Source organism: Streptomyces sp. 135, from assembly GCF_020026305.1.
GTDB lineage: Bacteria > Actinomycetota > Actinomycetes > Streptomycetales > Streptomycetaceae > Streptomyces.
On record NZ_CP075691.1, the window covers coordinates 3,332,347 to 3,350,326 of the forward strand.

Annotated in this window: 10 protein-coding genes; 8 read left to right on the plus strand and 2 right to left on the minus strand. The window is 72.8% G+C overall.

The window, feature by feature from the left end; translation table 11 throughout:
• Positions 1 to 48 precede the first annotated feature (48 nt).
• Positions 49 to 489, minus strand: a complete 441-nt coding sequence (locus KKZ08_RS14990) for a PPOX class F420-dependent oxidoreductase (protein ID WP_223774924.1) — start codon at positions 487 to 489, stop codon at positions 49 to 51.
• A 191-nt stretch (positions 490 to 680) separates the two neighbouring features.
• Here KKZ08_RS14990 and KKZ08_RS14995 point away from each other — a divergent pair, with 191 nt between their 5' ends.
• The 5 genes from KKZ08_RS14995 to KKZ08_RS15015 all read left to right on the plus strand — a co-directional run bounded on the left by KKZ08_RS14995 (position 681) and on the right by KKZ08_RS15015 (position 8,850).
• The gene (locus KKZ08_RS14995) at positions 681 to 2,084 is read left to right on the plus strand and encodes an ABC transporter substrate-binding protein (RefSeq protein WP_223774925.1); all 1,404 of its coding nucleotides are present in this window, start codon (positions 681 to 683) and stop codon (positions 2,082 to 2,084) included.
• Positions 2,085 to 2,154: 70 nt separating this feature from the next.
• Positions 2,155 to 3,435, plus strand: coding sequence for a sugar ABC transporter permease (locus tag KKZ08_RS15000; RefSeq protein WP_320591978.1), 1,281 nt, complete (start codon positions 2,155 to 2,157; stop codon positions 3,433 to 3,435).
• Complete coding sequence (locus KKZ08_RS15005) at positions 3,432 to 4,316, plus strand: carbohydrate ABC transporter permease (RefSeq protein ID WP_223774927.1); 885 nt, start codon at positions 3,432 to 3,434, stop codon at positions 4,314 to 4,316. Before KKZ08_RS15000 ends, KKZ08_RS15005 begins: the two co-directional genes overlap by 4 nt.
• Before the next feature lie 722 nt (positions 4,317 to 5,038).
• The gene (locus KKZ08_RS15010; protein ID WP_223774928.1) at positions 5,039 to 6,016 is read left to right on the plus strand and encodes a hypothetical protein; all 978 of its coding nucleotides are present in this window, start codon (positions 5,039 to 5,041) and stop codon (positions 6,014 to 6,016) included.
• On the plus strand, positions 6,013 to 8,850 hold the full coding sequence (locus KKZ08_RS15015; protein ID WP_223774929.1) for a stealth conserved region 3 domain-containing protein: 2,838 nt from the start codon (positions 6,013 to 6,015) through the stop codon (positions 8,848 to 8,850). Before KKZ08_RS15010 ends, KKZ08_RS15015 begins: the two co-directional genes overlap by 4 nt.
• Here KKZ08_RS15015 and KKZ08_RS38840 read toward each other — a convergent pair.
• Positions 8,838 to 10,937, minus strand: coding sequence for a CDP-glycerol:glycerophosphate glycerophosphotransferase (locus tag KKZ08_RS38840; RefSeq protein ID WP_276573894.1), 2,100 nt, complete (start codon positions 10,935 to 10,937; stop codon positions 8,838 to 8,840). The genes KKZ08_RS15015 and KKZ08_RS38840 overlap by 13 nt on opposite strands.
• Before the next feature lie 149 nt (positions 10,938 to 11,086).
• Between KKZ08_RS38840 and KKZ08_RS15030 the strand changes: the two genes are divergently transcribed.
• Genes KKZ08_RS15030 through KKZ08_RS15040 form a run of 3 tightly spaced genes read left to right on the plus strand, consistent with a single transcriptional unit; the run spans position 11,087 to position 17,910 of the window.
• Entirely contained in the window at positions 11,087 to 14,614 is a 3,528-nt protein-coding gene (locus tag KKZ08_RS15030) for a CDP-glycerol glycerophosphotransferase family protein (RefSeq protein ID WP_223774930.1), read from the plus strand.
• A complete protein-coding gene (locus KKZ08_RS15035) occupies positions 14,611 to 16,176 on the plus strand; it encodes a hypothetical protein (protein WP_223774931.1) in 1,566 nt (521 codons plus the stop codon). Before KKZ08_RS15030 ends, KKZ08_RS15035 begins: the two co-directional genes overlap by 4 nt.
• 36 nt (positions 16,177 to 16,212) lie before the next feature.
• Positions 16,213 to 17,910, plus strand: a complete 1,698-nt coding sequence (locus tag KKZ08_RS15040; protein WP_223779062.1) for a glycosyltransferase family A protein — start codon at positions 16,213 to 16,215, stop codon at positions 17,908 to 17,910.
• The last annotated feature ends 70 nt before the right edge of the window (positions 17,911 to 17,980 follow it).

Genomic DNA, 17,980 nt, shown 5'->3' on the forward strand with positions numbered 1-17,980 from the left:
GCGCGCAGTTCCCCGCGCCCCTTACGGGGCGCCGACCTGGGGTGCGTGTTAGCGGATCGTTGCTCCGTAGACCCTCTCCACCTCCATGGTGATCAGCACGCGGCGCTCCGCGACCATCACCGCGCGGTACTCGTCCCAGTCGGGGTGTTCGCCCGCGGCGTTGCGGTAGTACTCCACCAGGGCCTCGGCCTCGGGGCCGTGCGGGTCGGTGCCGGGGCCGGTGAGGGTGACCGTGCCCTCGGCGGTGGCCCAGGCCATGCCGTCGGGGTGGGTGACCTCCAGGGCTGCGCGCGGGTCCCTGCGCAGGTTGGTGGTCTTGGCGGTGCCCGCGGTGGTCGACACCTGGAGGCGGCCGGTGGCGCGGTCGTACGTCGGCAGGACCGGGGAGAGCTGGGGGCGGCCGTCGGACTTGATCGTGGCGAGGACTCCGAGGCGGCTCTCGGCGAGCAGCGCGTGCGGGTCGAAGGAGCCGTCGGTTGCGTCAGTCATGCCGGGGCCAACCGGCGTCGGGTGGTGCCTATTCCCACCAGTGGTGTGACAAGGCGTGGCAAGGGACGATGACGGCACGTCACAACGCCATCACGATCCACGAGTTGACACCGCAGGCCATCTTGCCGCCCCTCCCCGCGACGGCGTAGACCAGAGCGCACGGGACATGCCAGGAAGAGAACGGGGCAGTGATGCGCAGCACTCTTCGCAGGACACGCAGGACACCAGGGTCGCGGCAACGCCGGCGTGCCACCGCCAGGTTCACCGCGGCCCTCGTCGCGGGCACGCTCGCGCTCACCGTCACCGCGTGCGGCGGCGACAGCGACGACGGGGACAAGTCGGACGAGGGCGGGGGCAAGGACGGCGGGGCGACGGTCCAGCTGCCCGAGCTGGACGGGCAGACCGTCTCGGTGTCCGCCGTGTGGGGCGGCTCGGAGCGCAAGGTCTTCCTGAAGGTTCTCGACGAGTTCGAGGAGAGGACGGGCGCCAAGGTCTCCTTCGTCCCCGCACAGGACCCCATCATCAGCTTCCTGGAGTCGAAGGTGGCGGGCGGGCAGCCGCCGGACGTCGCGATGCTGCCGCAGGTCGGTGCGATCCAGCAGGCCGTGGCGAACAAGTGGGCCAAGCCGGTCGGCCCCGAGGCGCAGAAGGAGCTGGAGAAGAACTACGCCAAGGGGTGGCAGAACCTCGGCGCGGTCGACGGCAAGCAGTACGGCGTGTACTTCAAGGCCGCCAACAAGTCGCTGATCTGGTACAACACGCGGGTCTTCGAGAACGCGGGCGTGAGCGAGCCGAAGACCTGGGACGACTTCATGAAGACGGCCCAGACGGTCTACGACTCCGGGGTGCCGCCGGTATCGGTGGCGGGCGCCGAGGCGTGGACCCTCACCGACTGGTTCGAGAACATCTACCTGTCGCAGGCGGGGCCGGAGAAGTACGACCAGCTCGCGCAGCACAAGATCAAGTGGACGGACCCGTCGGTCAAGGAGGCGCTGACCACGCTCGGTGAGCTGTTCGGGAAGAAGGGCTTCGTCGCGGGCGGCGCGGACGGCGCGTTGCAGACGGAGTTCCCGGCGTCCGTGAAGCAGACGTTCAAGGGCGGCGACCAGCCCAAGGCCGGCATGGTCTTCGAGGGCGACATGGTCTCCCTGCCGATCTCCGAGACCAAGGCCGAGGTCGGCAAGGACGCCAAGGTGTTCCCCTTCCCGGCGGTCGGCGAGGAGTCCCCGGCGGTGGTCGGCGGTGACGCGGCCGTCGCGCTGAAGGACAGCAAGGGCGCGCAGGCGCTGCTGACCTATCTGGCCTCGCCGGACGCCGCGAGGATCTGGGCCGAGGCGGGCGGCTTCATCTCGCCGAACAAGAACCTGGACCTGGCGGCGTACCCGAACGACGTGCAGCGCGACATCGCCAAGGCGCTCATCGCGGCGGGCGACGACATCCGCTTCGACATGTCCGACCAGGCCCCGCAGTCCTTCGGCGGCACGCCGGGCAAGGGCGAGTGGAAGGCGCTGCAGGACTTCCTGAAGAACCCGAAGGACGTCGAGGGGACACAGAAGACGCTGGAGACGGCCGCCGCCAAGGCCTACAAGGACTGACGCGGTGGCGTCCGCGAACGCCGGGGGCACCCCCAAGGTCGTGCCCCCGGCCACGACTCCGCGCAAGAGCGTGACCGGCACCCGCAAGGCCGTGGCGGTGCTCTTCCTGCTGCCCGCCCTGGTGCTGCTCGGCGCGCTCGTCCTCTACCCCATCGGGTACTCGCTGTTCCGCAGCTTCTTCGACGAGTCGGGCGACTTCACGGCGTTCGGCAACTACAAGACGCTGTTCACGGACGACAGCATTCTGACCGCCATCAAGAACAACGCGATCTGGGTGGTCGTGGCGCCCACGGTGGCGACCGCGCTCGGCCTGATCTTCGCGGTGCTGACCGAACGGGTGCGCTGGGGCACGGCGTTCAAGCTCGTCATCTTCATGCCGATGGCGATCTCGATGCTCGCCGCGGGCATCATCTTCCGGCTCGTGTACGAGTCGGATCCCGACCGCGGTGTCGCCAACGCCGTCGCGGTGAGCGTGCACGACACGTTCGCCGAGTCGTCGGCGTTCCCGCAGGCGCATCCCGCCATGAACTCGCCCCTGAAGGCGGCCGACGGCGGCGCGTTCATCACCAAGGAGCCGGTGCGGGCGGGCGAGCCGGTGGCGCTGCCGCTGACGGGCGTACCGCCGAACGAGATGCCGGACGAAGCGAAGGCCGCGAAGCCCGCGCAGGCCGATCCGGACCGGGTCACCGGTGCGACCTGGCAGGACTTCACGCGCGGCAAGGGCCGGGGCGAGCCCAACGCGCCCGACACCTCCGAGTTCGGTTACGCGGGCATCCGGATCGAGGCCGTCAAGGGCGGCGAGGTGGTCGCGTCCACCGAGGCGGCGGCGGACGGCACCTTCGCGCTGCCGAAGGAGGCCGACGGTGCCCAACTGCGGTTCCCCGCATCGAACTTCCGCGAGCCGTACAACGGCGTCGACTGGCTCGGGCCGTCCCTGATCACACCGGCGGTCATCGGCTCGTACCTGTGGATGTGGGCCGGTTTCGCGATGGTCCTGATCGCGGCGGGGCTCGCGAGCGTGCCGCGTGAGCTGCTTGAGGCGGCGCGGGTGGACGGTGCCAACGAGTGGCAGGTGTTCCGGCGGGTGACGGTGCCGCTGCTCGCGCCGGTCCTCGCGGTGGTGCTGGTCACGCTCATGATCAACGTACTGAAGATCTTCGACCTGGTCTTCGTGATCCCGCCGGGCTCGTCGAAGGACGATGCGAACGTCCTGGCGCTCCAGCTCTACAACTCGGCTTTCGGCGACCGTGACACGGGCGTGGCGAGCGCCATCGCGATGCTTCTCTTCCTGCTGGTGATCCCGGTGATGCTGTTCAATATCCGGCGCATGCGGCGGGAGGCACGGCGATGACGACGAACCGGGTGGAGATCGTCAAGGCCAAGCAGTCCCTGGGCGGGCGGATCGCCTCCGCGCTGGGCGGGACCGCGCTGCGCGTGTTCCTGGTGCTGGTGGGTCTGTTCTGGCTGATGCCGACGATCGGGCTGCTCATCGGCTCGCTGCGGTCCTCCGCCGACATGAGCGAGAGCGGCTGGTGGAAGGTCTTCGGCGCGCCCTCGCAGATGACGCTGGACAACTACGCGAACCTCCTCAAGGACGAGACGATCACCGACTCGCTCCTGGCCAGCGTCACGATCACCGTGCCGGCGACCCTGCTCGTCGTGATCCTCGGCTCGCTCGCGGGGTACGCGTTCGCGTGGATGGACTTCCCTGGGCGTGACTGGTGGTTCATCGCCGTGGTCGGGCTGCTCGTCGTGCCGGTGCAGGTGGCGCTGGTGCCGATCGCCGATCTCTTCGGCAAGATCGGCATCTTCGAGACGACGGTGGGCGTGGTCATCTTCCACGTGGCGTTCGGTCTGCCGTTCGCGATCTTCCTGCTGCGGAACTTCTTCGCGGAGATCCCCCGCGAACTGCTGGAGGCGGCGCGGCTGGACGGGGCGGGTGAGCTGCGGCTCTTCCTGCGGGTCGTGATGCCGCTGGGGGCGCCGGCGATCGCCTCGCTCGGCATCTTCCAGTTCCTGTGGGTCTGGAACGACATGCTGATCGCGCTGATCTTCGCCGATTCGCAGAATCCGCCGATCACGGTGGCGCTCCAGCAGCAGGTGCGGTTCTTCGGCGACAACGTGCACATTCTGGCGCCGGGGGCGTTCATCTCGATGGTGATTCCGCTGGCGGTGTTCTTCGCGTTCCAGCGGCAGTTCGTGTCGGGGGTGATGGCGGGTGCGGTGAAGTAGCCGCCGCGTGGCGTGGAACGTCCGTCCGTACGTACGGTGAATGGGGCGGCCCGTGGTTGGGCCGTCCCGTTTCGTTGCGGGGCGCCTCGGGGCGTCTTGGGGGCGGGGCCGCGGGGGTAGGTCCGTGCTCGCCCTCTTGGTGCGGGGCCTTTGCTGCTTCGGGGCCCTGGTGACCACCACTGTGCTCCGCGCGCACCTACCCCCACGTCCCCTCGCGTGCGCTCGCGGGTGCGGGCCGGCGTCGGGCTCATGTGCCTCAGCCCCCCCGGCCGACGTCCCCTCCGGCGCGCTCGCGGGTGCGGGCCGGTGTCGGCTGTGCGCCTCCAGGTTCGCGGCCGGCGTGCGCTCGCGGGTGTGGGCCGGGGGCGCCTGGGGTCGTCTTGGGGGCGGGGCCGCGGGGGTAGGTCCGTGCTCGCCATCTTGGTGCGGGGCCTTTGTTGCTTCGGGGCCCTGGTGACCACCACTGTGCTCCGCGCGCACCTACCCCCACGTCCCCTCGCGTGCGCTCGCGGGTGCGGGCCGGCGTCGGGCTCATGTGCCTCAGGGCCTCCGGCCGACGTCCCCTCCGGTGCGCTCCCGGCGGCGGCCATGTGGCTCCGGGCACCGGCCGCAACGTCTCGCTTCCTCGCGGGACGCGTTCCGCTGCTCCGTGCGGGGCGATTGTGGGGGCGAAACGGGGGGCGGAGTGCGAGTCGCGGTCTCAAAATGGGCAAAGTGGATAAATGGACCGCATTGGTTTCACGCCACTCCGCCTCGTCGGGCCTCGGCCACGCCTCGTCCGGCGGCTGCGTGCCACCGTGCGCAGCACGCGGTTCCGGCTGGAGCGGGTCGCCGCCGGGCGGCCGCACGGCGGTGTGTCCCGCGCCGAGCCGCCGCTGACGCCCGTGCATCTCTCGCTCCGTGACAGCCGCACCCTGAACCTCGCCCTCGCGGCGGGGAGCGCCGCGCCCCCGGACCGGGCCCGGCTGCTGATCACGCGCGGCCGCCGCAGGCTCACCGTCCCTCTCGTCCTCGAGCGGCACACGGCCGGGACGCCCCTCCTGACCGCCACGGCCACCCTGCGGGACATGCGGGACGGCGTGTGGCGGCTCACCGTCGAGACGCGGGACGCCGACGGCCGCGTACGGCGTCGGGGGATCACGCCCGCCGGGCAGGGCGCGTCTCCCGCGACGCCCACCCTGCCGCACGCCCCCGACCCGCGGACCGGGACGCTCGTGCGGGTCGTCCGCTCCCGCACCGGGCGGGCCGTGCTCCAGGCCACGCGGCCGCGGCCCCGCGCGGAACTGGTGCGCTTCGAGCCGCGCGGGGACGGGATCACCGTGCACGGGCGGCTGGTCGGGGCGGCCCTCGCGCCGGTGCGCGCGGAGGCCGTGCGGCGCAGGGACAAGGTCGTCGTGCCGGCCGACGTCGTGGGCGGACCGGGCGGCGCGTTCATGCTGCGGGTGCCGCTCGGTGCCATGACCGGGGCCGGGGCCGGGCAGTGGGTGTGGGACTTCCGGGTGGCGGGGCTGCCGCTCGGGCGGTGGCTGACGGACGTGCGGGACCCCTCGGCCGCCTACCCCACGCCCTTCCGCGTCTTCGCGCTGCCGGAAGGGGCGCTGGTCCGGGCACACGCCCACTTCACCGGCACCGGCGCCTTCGCGGTGACGTGCCGGGACATCACCGACCTCACGCGGGAGCCCGCTAAGGAGACCTCATGAAGATCACGTACCTGCTCGGTTGGGGGGACGAGATGGGTGGCACCGAGTTGGCCACCTACACCCAGGCCGCACATCTCGCCGAGCGGCCCGGGATCGAGGTCGAGGTCGTCTCCGTCTTCCGGACCCGCGCCGAGCCGTTCTTCGCGGAGGCGCGCGCTGTGCCCGTGCGGTATCTCGTAAATCGTACGGCGTCGCCCGAACGGCCTGTGCGAGAGACCGAGTTGGACGCTTCCGCGTGCCGCACCCTCGCCGCGCTGCCCAGCGAGCTGATCAGGCCCGCCTGGGAGGACACCTTCGACCGGCTCTCCGACATCGAGATGACCGCCGCGCTCTCCGCGATCGACACCGACGTGCTGGTCACCACCACGCCCGCGCTGCTCGCCGCCGCCGTGACGCTCGCGCCCGCGCGGGTGATCACCGTCCACCAGGAGCACCGCCCCACCCAGCGGCGCGGCCCCTCCGGCGAACCGCTGCTCCTGCACGCGCCCCGCCTGGACGCCCTGGTCACGCTGACCGAACGCACCCGCGACTGGATCGCGGAGTCCCTCGGGCCCACCGCGCCGGAGCTGGCGGTCATTCCGAACGCCGTGCCGGACGGCTTCCGGCCGCGCGCGGACGGCGAGAGCAAGGTCATCGTCATGGCGGCGCGGCTGACCGGCGAGAAGCGCGTCGACCATGCCGTGCGGGCCTTCGCCCAGGTCGCCGAGGCGTACCCCGAGTGGACGCTGCGGATCTTCGGCAGCGGCCACCGCGAGCAGCATCTGCGCCGCCTGGTCGACGGCTTCGGCCTGCACGACCGGGTCGAACTGCTCGGCCCCTGCCAGGACATGGCCGCCGAGTGGGCCAAGGCGGGGCTGAGCCTGATGACCGCCGGGCACAACGAGGCGTTCCCGCTCGTGCTCCTGGAAGCGCTCGCCGCCGGGGTGCCCGTCATCGCGTACGACGTGCTGACCGGGCCCGCCGAGATCGTGCGGCACCGCGTCGACGGGCTGCTCGTCCCACCCGGGGAGGTGGAAGAACTCGCCTGTGCCATGGCCGCGTTGATGGGTGATGGTGTTGCTCGGCGCGCTTACGGCCGTGCCGCCCGTGAAGGCGTCTACGCCCGTTTCTCCTCGGCGGACGTCACCGCGCGCTGGGAGGAGCTGTACACGCGGCTCGTGGCCGGGCGGGAGCGGCCGGAGCGGCTGCGCGGGCGCGCGGACCGCGTGGCGCTCGGTGTCGCCTCCGGCGGCTGCGGCTTCCGGCCCACCGCGCCGCACACCTTCGACGCCGCGGCCGCCACCGACGAGCGGGCCCGCGAGGACGAGATCATCGCCGCCGATCCGACGGGCCGCGTCATCCGCTCGGTGGGCCGCCTCGCCGAGCGGCGCGACGACGTGCTCGCCCCGCGCATGGCGGAGTGGAACCTGCGGCTCACCGCGTCCGCCCTGGAGGCCCAGGACGTGCCCTACGTGCTGGTGCGCACCGCCGACGGCACCGCCCACACCCTGGCGGTGGCCGCCGACGACCAAGACCGGGCGCTGAAGGCCCTGGCCGCGGCGCTGCGCGGGCAGCCGGTCTACGCCGAGCTGGTCAACCCGCGTGACGCGGCGCCCGGAGTCGTCCTCGCCGAACGCCTGGACTCCATCGGCGACCTGTCCGGCGTCAAGGTCTTCAAGCCGGTGACCACGACCACCCTGTCGCTGCGGCACGGCGCGGGCCTCGGCTGCACGGTGGCGTTCTGGCCCCGCACGCCCCGGGGCGCGCCCACCGCCGAGGACGGCTTCCGCGCGCCGTTCGGGACGACGCTGGCCGGCTCGGTGCTGCCCTCGCTGACCCCGACGGCGACCCTGCGGGTGGGGGACCGGGACTACCCGACCCTCCAGGTGTTCACCGAACTCCTCGTCAGGGACATCGACTTCCCCATCGACGCCGTCTACACCTGGGTCGACGACTCCGACCCCGAGTGGCGCGCCCGCCGGGACGCGACCCGCGGCGGCAACCGGCAGGAGTCGGCGGACGACGGGGCGGTGCGCTTCCGCAACCGCGACGAACTCCGCTTCAGCCTGCGCTCGCTGGCGATGTACGCGCCGTGGGTCCGGCATGTCTTCCTCGTCACGGCCGGGCAGGTGCCGGACTGGCTCGACCGGGAGCATCCCGGCCTGACGGTCGTCGACCACCGCGACCTGTTCGCCGAACCCGAGGAGTGTCTGCCCACCTTCAACTCGCACTCCATCGAAAGCCAACTGCACCGTGTCGAGGGGCTGTCGGAGCACTTCCTGTACTTCAACGACGACATGTTCCTCGGCCGCCCCACCAACCCGGACACGTTCTTCCTCAGCAACGGCCTGCCCCGCTTCTTCTGGTCCTCGGAGTCGGTGCCCGCGCTGCCGCTCTCGCCGGACGACGAGGGCTATCTGGCGGCGGCGAAGAACAACCGCGAGCTGCTGCGCCACACGTTCGGCAGGACCACGACCCACAGCTTCTTCCACGTGCCGTACGCGCTGCGCCGCAGCGTCCTGACGGAGATCACCGAGCGCTTCCCCGAGCAGCTGGCGGCCACGGCCCGCAGCCGCTTCCGCTCCGTCGGCGACCACTCCCTCGTCTCGTCGCTCTACCAGCACTACGCGTACCTCACCGGGCGCGCGGTGCCGGGCACCATCTCGTACGACTTCGTGGACATCGGCGACCGCGCCGACCACGCGCGGCTCGGGCGGCTGCTGCAGAACCGCGACAGGACGGCGTTCTGCATCGGGGAGTCGCCCGACAGCGGCATGGCGGACGAGGAGATGGCGCTGGCCATCAGGTCGTTCCTGACGGCGTACTTCCCGGTGCGTTCGCCCTATGAGCTGTGAGCGGCGGGCAGGAAGAGCCGCCGTACGACGCGTTCGGCGGCCTTCCCGTCGTCGTAGGGGCAGAAGCGGGACCGGAACGCCGACCGCAGCTTCGCCGCCTGTGGGGAGTCCCAGGCGCCGCCCCGGAACAGCTCCGCCAGTTCGTCCTCGGTGGTGGCCACCGCCCCTGGCGTCTCGCCCGGCTGCCCGGAGAGCAGGTCGAAGTAGGTGCCGCGGGCGAGGCGGTAGGCCTGCCAGTCGGGGGCGTACGTCACGATCGGGCGGTCCAGGCAGGCGTAGTCGAACATCAGGGACGAATAGTCGGTGACGAGCGCGTCGGCGGCGAGGCAGAGGTCTTCCACGCGCGCGTGGCCGGTGGCGTCGACGATCCGCGGGTGGGCGTCGAGCCCGGCGTCGGCGCCGTAGAAGTAGTGGGCGCGCACGAGGACGACGTAGGCGGGGCCGAGCCGGTCGGCGAAGCGCCTGAGGTCCAGGTGGGGCAGGAAGCCCTTCTGGTAGTCGCGGTGGGTGGGCGCGTACAGCAGCACGGTCTGACCGTCCTCGACGCCCAGCTCCGCGCGGATGCGGGCGATCTCCTCGCCGCCCGTCGTGAAGTACACGTCGTTGCGCGGATAGCCCGCCTCCAGGGCCTCGTACGCGGGAGAGGGGTAGACGCGTTCCCAGATCTCCGTGGAGTGCGGGTTGGCGGAGAGGCTGAAGTCCCACTGGTCGGTGTGGTCGAGGACCTTCTGGAAGCTGATGCCGTGCGTGCCGGCCGGGTAGCGGCGCTGGTCCAGGCCCATCTTCTTCAGCGGGGTGCCGTGGTGGGTCTGGAGGTAGACCTGCCCGGGGCGCTTGGTGAAGCCGCCGGGGAAGCTGGAGTTGTTGATGAGGTACGTCGCTCTGGCCATCGCCTCCCAGTAGCGCCGGGAGCCTTCGACGACGTACTCGATCCCGGCGGGCACCTTGTCCCTGTGGCGTCCGGAGACCACCCACACGCCCCGGATGTGCGGCGCGAGTTCGCGGGCCTTGGCGTGGATCGCGGCCGGGTTGCAGGAGACCGCGCGGTTCCAGTAGGCGCCGTAGACCGCGAGGTGCGGGTCCAGGGCGCGGTGCAGGTCGGCGCGGTAGGCGGCGCGCATGGCACGGGCACGCAGCTTCTTCTTCTGCCGCTTCAGGTGCCGGGTGAGGCGCAGGCGCCGCGACTCGGCCTTGCGCAGACTTTCATAGGCCGCGTAGGAGGCGGTGGCGAGGGCCTTCTCGCCGGGGCCGCGGGGCTCGGTGCCCTCGGGCGCGTACGTGCGGTGGACGCGGGCCGCCTCGCGGAAGAAGTCGCGCCGGTCGCCCGTGCGGATCCGGCCGGGGTCGTCGAGGACGGCGAGGAGGTGCGCGGCGGCGTGCGGAAGGAGCCGGGCGCGGTCGGCGGGCCCGGCGGCGGCGAGCAGCTCCCCGTACCGCCCGATGACGGCGAAGTGGTGGCGGCCCGGCGTCTTGGAGAAGCTGCCGCCGCGCCGCTCCCGCCAGCGCACGCAGGTCCGGTCGCAGGTGGCGAGGCGCTCGCCCGCGCGCAGGGTCGCGGTGTGGACGGGCACCACGTCCTCGTACGCGCCGTCGGAGAAGGCGAGCCGCTGCGCGCACCAGAAGTCGCGGCGGAAGAGGCGGTTCCAGGCGGCCGGGGCGGCGCCCAGCGGATCGCCCGTGAGGAGGGTGCCGCCGGGGCGGACGGTATCCCACCAGTCGACGCGGTCGTGCGCGAAGAGCAGGACGTCCGGATCGCCGTGGGCCGTCAGGGCCGCGTCGAGGGCTTCGAGGGCGCCCGGCAGCAGCAGGTCGTCGCCGTCGAGGAAGAGGAGGTGGCCGCCGGTGGCGCGGTCGGCGCCGATGTTGCGCGCGGGGCCGGTGCCCGCCCGGACGGGGAGGCGGATCAGGCGCACGCGCGGGTCGCGCTCCGCGTATTCGGCGGCGATCGCGGCGCAGGCGTCGGGCGAAGCGTCGTCGACGACGGTCAGCTCGAGGTCGCCGAAGGACTGGGTGAGCACTGAGTCCAGGCATTCCCGCAGGTAGCCCTGGACGCGGTGGGCGGGGACGACAACCGAGAAGCGCGACATAGCAACCGACGGTAGTCAGCCGGACACCGCCTGTCGAAGACCTCACCTCACTCATTGGGGTGACACACGCCAGAGAAACTGACCGGCACCGACCGCGAACGGGCAAAGGGGGCTAAATATGCCCGTACTCCCATGAAAGGCCGGTCGCCGTGCAGCCCCGTCTCAGCGTCGTCGTGCCCATCTACAACGTCGAGGAGTTTCTGGAGGAGTGCCTGGAATCGATCGCCCGGCAGACCGTCAACGGCGTGGCCGGACCGGGACGGCATGACGGTCCGGACGGGCCGGACGGCCCCCGTGGTCTGGAGTGCGTCATGGTCGACGACGGCTCGACCGACGGCAGCCCGCTCATCGCCCGTGAGTTCGCCGCCCGCGACCCGCGGTTCGTCTACGTCCGCCAGCGCAACGCCGGGCTGAGCGCCGCCCGCAACACGGGTGTGCGCAAGGCGTCGCCCACCGCCGAGTTCCTGACCTTCGTCGACAGCGACGACGTCGTGCCGCACGACGCGTACGAGCGGATGATCGCGAGCCTGGACGAGACCGGCTCCGACTTCGCGACCGGCAACGTCTGGCGGCTGACCGAGCGCGGCCGCTCGCAGGCCTGGCAGTACAAGTGGCTGACCGAGCCGCGCACCCGTACGCACATCTCGCGCGACCTGGACCTGCTCTCCGACCGCGTGGCCTGGAACAAGGTGTTCCGCCGCTCCTTCTGGGACCGGCACCGCTTCGCCTTCCCCGAGGGCAAGCTCTACGAGGACACGCCCGTGATGATCCCCGCGCACTTCCTCGCCCACTCCGTGGACGTGCTCAGCGACCACGTCTACTACTGGCGGATCCGCGAGGGCTCCATCACCCGGCGGCGCACCGACGTCAAGGGTGTGCGGGACCGGATCGCGGCCTGCGCGCACGTCAGCGGCTTCCTCGCCCGGCACGCGCCGGAGATGAAGAAGACGTACGACGCCTCCTGTCTGCGCGACGACTTCGTGTACTTCCTGGAGGGGCTGCCGATGGGCGGCCCCGAGTACCGCACGGCCTTCATGACGGACGCCGCCGCCTTCCTGCGCCGCGCCGACCCCGCCGTCATCACCGGACTCCCCGTCGACCTGCGCGTCAAGTGGCACCTCGTCCGTGAGGCGCGCACCGCCGAACTCATCGATCTGCTCGCCTTCGAGCGGGCCAACGGCACCGCCTTCCACGTGCGCGGCGCTCTGCGCCGCCGGGCCGCCTACCCGGGCATCGGCCGCGTCCCGGAGAAGCTGACGCGCGTCGGGCGGGGCGAACTGCCCGTCGTGGCGCGGGCCGGCGAGGCCCGGTGGGGCGACGACGGGAAACTGCGGATCAGCGGATACGCGTACGTGCGCAATCTGGAGGCGACCCGCCCCGGGCACTCCGTCAAGGCGGGCCTTCTGCGGTCGACCCGGAGCAAGGGGCGGCTGCGCCGCGTGCCGACGCGGACGGTCGCCGCCCCGCAGGCCACCGAGCAGTCACGGCAGCGCCTGCACTGCTACGACCTGGCCGGCTTCGAGATGACCGTCGACCCGGAGCAGTTGCGGACGGGCGGGGCGTGGCGGCCCGGGAACTGGCTGCTCGGCGTGGTCGTCGCGGGTCACGGCACGGTGCGGCGCGCGGCCGTGCGGGCCGCCGAGGGGGCGTCCGCGCAGTCCCTGGTGCGCGAGCTGGGCGACGGGCTGCGCCTGGTCCTCGGCCACAGCAAGGGGCGCCTGGTCCTGCGGGTCCAGGAGTACGCGGCGCGCGTCGAGGCCCACCGGCGCGACGGGGGCGACGTGGTGCTGAGCGGCGGCCTGCCCGGCCGGGTGCGCCCCCGGGCCCTGCGCCTCACCCACAAGCACTCCGGGACCGACGTCGACTACCCGGTGGCGCTCGCCGACGACCGCTTCGAGGTCCGCGTGCGGCTCGCGGACCTGACGGGAGTGGCGCCCACCCCGCACCTCGCGCCGAAGGAGGTCGAGCCGCCGCACGGCGACCGCTGGCAGGCCAACCTCGTCCTGCCCGACGGCACGCTGAAGTCGCTGGCCGCCGCTCTCGCCCTGGCGCCGGGGCGGTACGCGTCGGACGACGGCCGCGAGCTGTGCGCCACGGCCAACGACCGGGGCGAGCTGGTCGTCGAGGTGACGCGGCAGCCGGTCGCCGACCGCGTGGCGTGGGGCGCGGACGGCACGCTGACCGTCGAGATGCTCGCCTCCGAGGCCGCCTGGCCCGAGGCCGAACTGGTCCTGCGGCACAGCGGCCGCGACGAGGAGCTGACGGTCCCCGCCGAACGCGTCGCGGACGACCGGCTGCGCGCGGTGGTCGCGCCGGGCGGCGGGGCGCTGCGCGAGGGGCGGTGGTACGCGTTCCTGCGGGACACCGGGAGCGCCCCCGGGCAGGCCGGGCAGGCCGGGCAGGCCGAGATCGGCATGCCGGTGCGGCTGCTCGCCTCCGTGGCGGCCGGGCTGCCGCTCCACCGGGGCGTCGAGGGGCGGGAGTTCACCGTCGACCGGCGGTTCGGCGACCGGCTCCTCGTCGAGGCGGGCTCCGTGCTCGCGCGCACCGAACGCGGCGCCTACCGCCAGCACCGGCTGCGCACCACCCACTACCCGCGCCACCGCGGGCAGCCGCTCACCGACGCCGTGCTGTACCTCGACGGGGACTCGCCGCGCGCCGTCCACGAGGAGCTGGTGCGGCGCGGCGCCGACGTCGAGCACCTGTGGGTCACGCACGACCAGCAGACCCGCGTGCCCGCCGGGGCGAAGGGCGTGGAGGAGCACAGCGCCGCCTGGTACGAGGCGCTGGCCCGCTGCCGTCGCATCGTCACCGCGGGCCACCTGCCCGACTTCTTCGAGCGCCGCGAGGGCCAGACCGTCGTACAGACCTGGAACGGCGCCCCGCTCAAGCGCATCGGCACCGACCTCACCGACTCCCTCTACGCCGACCACGGACATCTCGACGCCCTGCCGCGCCTGTCCCGCCAGTGGGACGTCCTGGTCTCGCCGAATCGCTTCTCCACCCCGCACCTGGGCCGCGCCCTCGCCTACGACGGCGAGGTCCTGGAGGCGGGCTCGCCCCGCAACGACGTGCTGTTCGGCGACGACCGCCAGAAGGTCGCCGAGCGGGTGCGCCACGAGCTGGGCGTCACGCCGGACAAGCGGGTCGTGCTGTACGCGCCGACCTACCGGGACCATCTCGCGTACGCCCCCGGCCGGTTCCGCTACGAGCCGGCGCTCGACTTCCGCGCCGCCGAGTCGGTGCTCGGCGACGACCACGTCCTGCTGGTGCGCAAGCACCCGTTGACGGCGGGCCGGCTTCCGGGCGCCCGCGCGCCGTTCGTGCGGGACGTGTCGGCCCATCCCCGGGCCGCCGAACTCCTGCTCATCGCCGACGTGCTGGTGACGGACTACTCCTCGCTGATGTTCGACTTCGCGCACACCGGGCGCCCGATGCTCTTCCACGCCTACGACCTGGAGCACTACCGCGACACCGTGCGCGGCTTCTACCTCGACTTCGAGACGAGCGCGCCGGGGCCGCTGCTCGCCTCCACCGATGAGGTCGTCGAGGCGCTGCGCGACCTGGACGCCATCGCGGCCCGGCACACGGACGCGTACACGGCCTTCCGTGAGGCGTACTGCGACCTGGACGACGGCCGGGCCGCGGCCCGCGTCGCGGAGAGGCTGATGCGGTGAGCGGCACGCTCCTCGTGCGCAGGACCGTCCACGGCGCGACGGCTTTGGGGGGCGGCCCCCGGTGGCGCCCCTCCCCCTACGCGGTGTTCGGCGGACTGTTCTGGCTGGTGATGTCGCTGGCGTTCTGGCGGGTGCCGATGTGCTGCGACTTCGGGCAGCACGCGGCGGTCGTGGAGCGCCTCAAGGACGACCTCCTGCACCCCGCGCACCCGATGGCCGACCTGCCGGGCGACGGCAGCGCGTACTACTCGCCGTACGCGGTCGCCCAGGGCCTGTTCGCCAAGGCGACCGACCTGGCGGGCTGGCAGGTCGTCAAGATCTCGGGCCCGCTCAACCTCATCGTCCTGCTCACCGGCATCGGCCGGTTCGTGCGGCTCCTGACGCCCCGCCCATGGGCCCCCGTCCTCGCGCTGTTCGCGATGGTGCTGCTCTGGGGCACGCGCATGGCGTGGTGGAGCGGCTATCTGGGCCTGATGTCGATGACGGGGAACCTCGGCTACCCGTCGACGTTCGCGATCGGCCTGGCGTTCTGGGCGTGGGCGTGGGCCGGTTCGCTGGCACGGGGCCCGCGCAGAAGGGGCCTTGGGGCGTACGTCGGTCTGGGCGCCCTGTGCGGGACCGTCCTGCTCATCCATCCGATCTCGTCGGTGGCGGCGGTGATCGGCGTGGTCGCGTTCGCGGCGTCCGGCCGGAAGGTGTGGATGTGGGCGGCGACCGGCGCGACCGCGGCCCTGATCGCGTCGCTCTGGCCGTACTACAGCGTCTTCTCCCTGGTCGGCGACGGCAGCGTCGACTGGATCCACCGCCAGCTCTACACCGAGATGCCCCAGCGCTTCTGGCTGGCGCTGCTCGGTCTGCCCGCCCTGTGGCTGCGCTTCCGCAGGGACCGCGCGGACCCGCTGGTGCTGATGTTCGCCCTGGAGTGCGCGGTCGTCGCGTACGGCTGGGTCAGCGGCCACTACACCTACGGCCGCATCCTTGGACTGACGCTGGTGCCCCTGCAGTTCGCCCTGGCCATCGAGCTTGCGGCGCCGCGGCCCTGGGGGTGGCGGCGGGGCGCGCTCGCGGGGGCGGCGGCGCTCGGGGCCTGCGTGGGGTTCTTCCAGATCCAGGCGGGGGCGGTGGTGCCGCGGGCGCTGGATCCCATCGGGTTCGACCAGCCGCCGCGCTGGCCGGACTACGGCTGGGCGGTCGGCCACATGCGGCGCGGCGACGTCGTGCTGACCGACGGCTACCGCCCCACCCGGTCCGTGCCCGCGTACGGCGCCAACCTCGTCGCCCCGGCCTGGCCGGACGCCTCGCTGGACGAGGACGTCCGGGGCCGCCGTCTGGCCGCCGTGCGCGCGTACCTCTCCCCCGACTCGACACGCGAGGAGCGCGCGGCGATCGTGCGCCGCTACGAGGTGCGGTGGCTGCTGCTCTCCCCCGGCCAGAAGGTGCCGCACGAGGCGGTGGTCGTCGACTGGAGCCGGCACACCGGCGAGGTGCTGGCGCGGGTCGGCGGTCCGAAGCACCCGAACCGGGACGGTGCGGCACCCCGGAATACCCCCCTAATCGGATAATTACGAGAAACCACTAATATTTCCCCCGTGGACCGCATCCCGCCTCACCCGACTGCCCAGAACCCATCCGCCCCTAACCCGTCCGCCGACCAGGTCTCCGTCGTCGTGATCGGCTACGACGACGCCGCCCATGTCGCGGACGCGGTGCGCTCCGCGCTGGCCCAGGGCCCCGTCGTCCGCGAGGTGATCGCCGTCGACGACTGCTCGACGGACGGCAGCGACGCGGTCCTCGCCGGCCTCGCGGAGCGGGACCGGCGCGTGCGGGTGATCCGCCGCGCGAGCAACAGCGGCGGCTGCGGCACCCCCCGCAACGACGGGATCGACGCCGCGTCGGCGCCGTACGTGATGTTCCTGGACAGCGACGACGTGCTGCCGCCCGGCGCGGCGGCCGCGCTGCTCGCCGCGGCCGAACGGCACGGCGCCGAGGTCGCGTCGGGGCTGTGCGTGCGCCGCGAACTGCCCTCGGGCCGCGAGGTGCCCTGGCAGCCGGAGCTCTACGCCAAGGCCCGGCTCGTCGCCCGGCCCGAGCTGCGCACCCGCCTCGTCCACGACACGCTCTGCGTCAACAAGCTCTACCGCACCGGCTTCCTGCGCGAACACGGCATCCGCTTCCCCGAAGGCCGCTTCGTCTACGAGGACTTCGTCTTCACCGCGCGCGTGCTCGCCGCGGGCCCGCGCATCGCGCTCGTCCCCGACACGGTGTACGTGTGGCACGTGCGGCGCGCCGCCGCCAAACTCTCCATCTCCCTGGACCGCTCGGGAATCACCAACTGGCAGGCCCGCATGGAGGCCCACCGCCAGGCCGTGGAGATCCTGCGGGACGCGCCGGGGCCCGGCGGCAAGCGGCTGGCGCGGGCGGCCCGCGCCAAGTTCATCGACCACGGGCTGCGCATGTACGCCCGTGAACTGACCGCGCGCGGCGAGGAGTACCGGCGCGAGTGGTGGGCGCTCACGCGGGCGTACCTGGAGACGTTCGACGCCGCCGACCTCGACGCCGCGCCCGCTCCGGGCCGCGTCATCGCGCGCGTCGTCCTCGCCTCCGAACAGCCGCGCGACCTGGGCCGCCTCAAGCAGGTGGCGGCGCGCCCCGCGCGGCTCGCGCCGCCGTATCCGAGGGCGGCCGACGGCACGCCCGTGTGGGCGGCGGACCTGCCCCAGGTCACCCTGGAGCACCTGCTGGTACGCCCCGTGCGGCTGCTCCCCCTCGCGGTCGACGGCGAGCTGCGGCCCCGCGCGGGCGGCAGCCGGCTCACGCTGCGGCTGCGCGAGCTGTACGGGCGGGTCGCGGCCGCGGGCCCCGACACCGTCGACGTCGAACTGGTGCACCGGCACAGCGGCCTGCCGGGCCTGCGCAGGACCGCGGCGTTCGGCCCCGAGCGGCCCGGCGAGACCTGGACCGCGGAGGTCCTGCTCGACCTCGGGTCACTGGACGGCGGCGTGTGGGACCTGCGGCTGCGGGTCCGCTTCGCCGACGGGACGACGCGCGAGTCCACCGCCCACGCCGTCGCGGGACCCGGGCTGCTGCGCCGCACGGTGGTGCCGAACGGGCGGCACGGCGTCCTGCTCGTCCAGCCGTACGCCACCCAGGCGGGGAACCTCTCGGTGCGGCTCGCCCCCGGCGTGCGGGGTGTCGCCGGGGTCGCGAAGCGGCGCCTCACGCGGCTGGCCGACTCCCTCAAGGGCTCCCTCAGGGGTTCCCTCGGAGTCTCCCTGGGGCGCGCTTCCGGCCGCTGACACGGCCCGTACACCGGCTCTGCGACACTGCACCTTCACGGAACACGCGCGACAAGACGGGACAAGGACG